General features: G+C 62.1%; 2 protein-coding genes. Both read left to right on the top strand.

The window, feature by feature from the left end:
* Positions 1-196: 196 nt before the first annotated feature.
* Positions 197-1,714: an IS21 family transposase gene (gene istA / locus CVS30_RS17580; protein WP_110486855.1), complete on the top strand. Its 1,518-nt coding sequence runs from the start codon at positions 197-199 to the stop codon at positions 1,712-1,714.
* Entirely contained in the window at positions 1,711-2,490 is a 780-nt protein-coding gene (gene istB / locus CVS30_RS17575; protein WP_281268096.1) for an IS21-like element helper ATPase IstB, read from the top strand. Before istA ends, istB begins: the two co-directional genes overlap by 4 nt.
* Positions 2,491-2,624 lie beyond the last annotated feature (134 nt).

Here is a 2,624-nt window from a genome sequence, read left to right as displayed (position 1 = left end):
TGTTAGCGGCCATGAAAAACTGCCCATAGGCGGCCACGAAAGTGCCCACTGATGGCCAGCAAAACTGCCCATTGGTGGCCATGAGATCTGCCCACTCTTTTTACTAGCCTCGCCGTGTTCTTAACGGCGGGAGCCCCTTCCTGGGGTTTGATGTCGGTGTCTAGTCGCACCAAACCAAACCAGGAAGAGGCTCTGTATGAAGTCTGACGGAGAAATCATGGAAATTCTTGAAGCGTACGATCTTACGAAGTCGTTTCGCGCCGCGGCAGTCCTCGCGGGATGTTCGCACCACACCGTGGCCAAGCACGTAGCCGCCCGCGAAGCCGGCAAGCCGATGGCCGAACCTGTAGCCCGGGAAAAGATCACTGATGAGTACTTGCCCAAGATCGAGGAGCTCGTGGATAAGACGCGTGGCCGGATCCGGGCTGATGTCGCCCATCAGAAGCTCGTGGGAATGGGCTTTGAGGGTTCAGAGCGTTCTACCCGCCGCGCGATGGCGCAGGTCAAGGACGCGTGGAAGCTGGGACGGGTACGGGTGCATCGGCCCTGGGTGACCGAGCCAGGGGGCTGGTTACAATATGATTTCGGCGATGGCCCCTCCATTGGCGGGGTGAAGACGGTGTTGTTCGTGGCCTGGCTGGCCTGGTCACGGTTCCGGATCGTCATCGCTTTGCGGGACCGGACAGCACCATCGGTGTTCGCCGCTCTTGATCGCTGTTTCCGCATTATCGGAGGGGCACCGGTTTACATCCTGACTGACAATGAAAAAACGGTCACGGTTTCCCATGTTGCCGGGGTGCCGGTTCGGAACCTGCAAACCGTTGATTTCGCCCGCTATTACGGGGTGACCGTGTTGACCTGCCAGCCAGCAGATCCGGCTTCCAAGGGTGGGGTGGAGAACGCGGTGAAGGTCGCTAAGGCTGACCTCGTGCCCAAGGATACGAACCTGCGTACCGAGTACGGCTCGTTCGCCGAGCTGGAGCAGGCTTGCCAGGAGTTCATGGCTCATATCAATACTCGTGAGCACCGCAGCACCAAGCGCATACCGGCGGCGATGCTGACCGAGGAGGTCTTGCGTCTGCACCGGGTTCCGGCTGATGCCCACACGGTCTCCTTCGGTCTGGCTCGCACCGTGCCGCCGAACACGCCCATGGTCACGTTCAACAACGCCATGTATTCCGTGCCATCGCACTTGCTGGGGCAGAGGGTGTTCGTCCGTTCCCACGGCACCGGCCCGGATGAGAAGGTCGTCATCGTTCACCACGGCCCCGCCGGCCCGGTGGAAGTCGCCCGCCACGGCCGGGCCCGGCCAGGGAGCCCGGCGATCAACGATGAACATTTCCCCGGCTATCTGGAAAAGATCCCTGGCGACTACACACCCAGGGCCCGTACCGGGGCTGAGGCAGAGTTCCTAGCCATCGGCGGTGGCGCCGTGGCCTGGTTGAAGGAAGCCGCCGCGGTTGGCACCTCACGGATCAACGTGAAAATGGCTGAAGCCGTTTCCCTAGCGAAGATCGCTGGCGTCATTGATGTTGACCGGGCCCTAGGCACAGCGGCGATTCATGGCCGCTTCGCCCACGGAGACCTCTCCTCGATCCTGCAAGCAGGACGGGCCAACATCACCACCCACGCCGCCAACGAAGACACGTCCCTGACCCAGGGCACTGGCGCCTGGGCCGCGATCACCACCATCAGTAACGAGGTAAAGCCGTGAACCCGATCAACACCACCGCCCCGGCACTGCCGGCGGATCTTGAAGCGATGATGCGGTCCTTGAAGATGCCCCACGCCCGCACCTTGGCACCGGAACTCATCGCCACCGCCCGCGCCCAACGTTGGGAACCAGCCGAAGTCATCAAGGCTCTCTTCACCGAGGAAATCCGTGGCAGGGCCGCCTCGATGCTCGCCACAAGGCGCAAAGCTGCCGGATTCCCGACCGGGAAAACCTTCGAGGCCTGGGACCCGGCCGCTTCCTCAATCCCTGCCCCGACCCAACAAGCCCTGCGAACCCTGGAATGGATTCGGCGCGGGGAAAACCTCGTCGTCTGTGGGCCCTCCGGCACCGGGAAAACGTTCTTCCTTGAAGCCCTGGGCCAGCAAGCCGTGGAGGAAGGTTTGCGCGTGGCCTGGTTCCGGCTCGAGGACCTCGGTCAGCTCATCCGCGCCCACCGCACCGACGACAGCGTCACCCGCGCCATCACCAGAGTCCTACGCGCTGATCTGGTCGTGATCGACGATATCGGGCTCCTGGCCGTCGGCACTGATGCCGCTGAAGGCCTGTACCGGGTCGTGGATGCCGCCTACGAGAAACGCTCCATCGCGATCTCCTCGAACCTGCACCCAGCCGGCTTCGATGAGCTCATGCCCAAAACCCTGGCCACGGCAACAGTTGACCGGCTCCTGCATCACGCCCATGTCTGCCAGACCAGTGGCGACTCCGTCAGGCTGACCCAGGCCCTGGCCGGAAAGGGAGTGACACTACTGAGCTAAAACACTGGAACGGAATGGCCAACCACAAATCTATATTTGCGGGCAGATCTCATGGCCATATCCGGGCATTTTTGCTGGCCACCAGTGGGCAGATAACCTGACCGCTGGTGGGCAGAAACTCATGGCCCTTGACA

It is taken from the genome of Arthrobacter psychrolactophilus, assembly GCF_003219795.1.
GTDB lineage: Bacteria > Actinomycetota > Actinomycetes > Actinomycetales > Micrococcaceae > Specibacter > Specibacter psychrolactophilus.
Note: the sequence above shows the minus strand (reverse complement) of the source record. Positions and strands in the feature narration are given on the sequence as shown.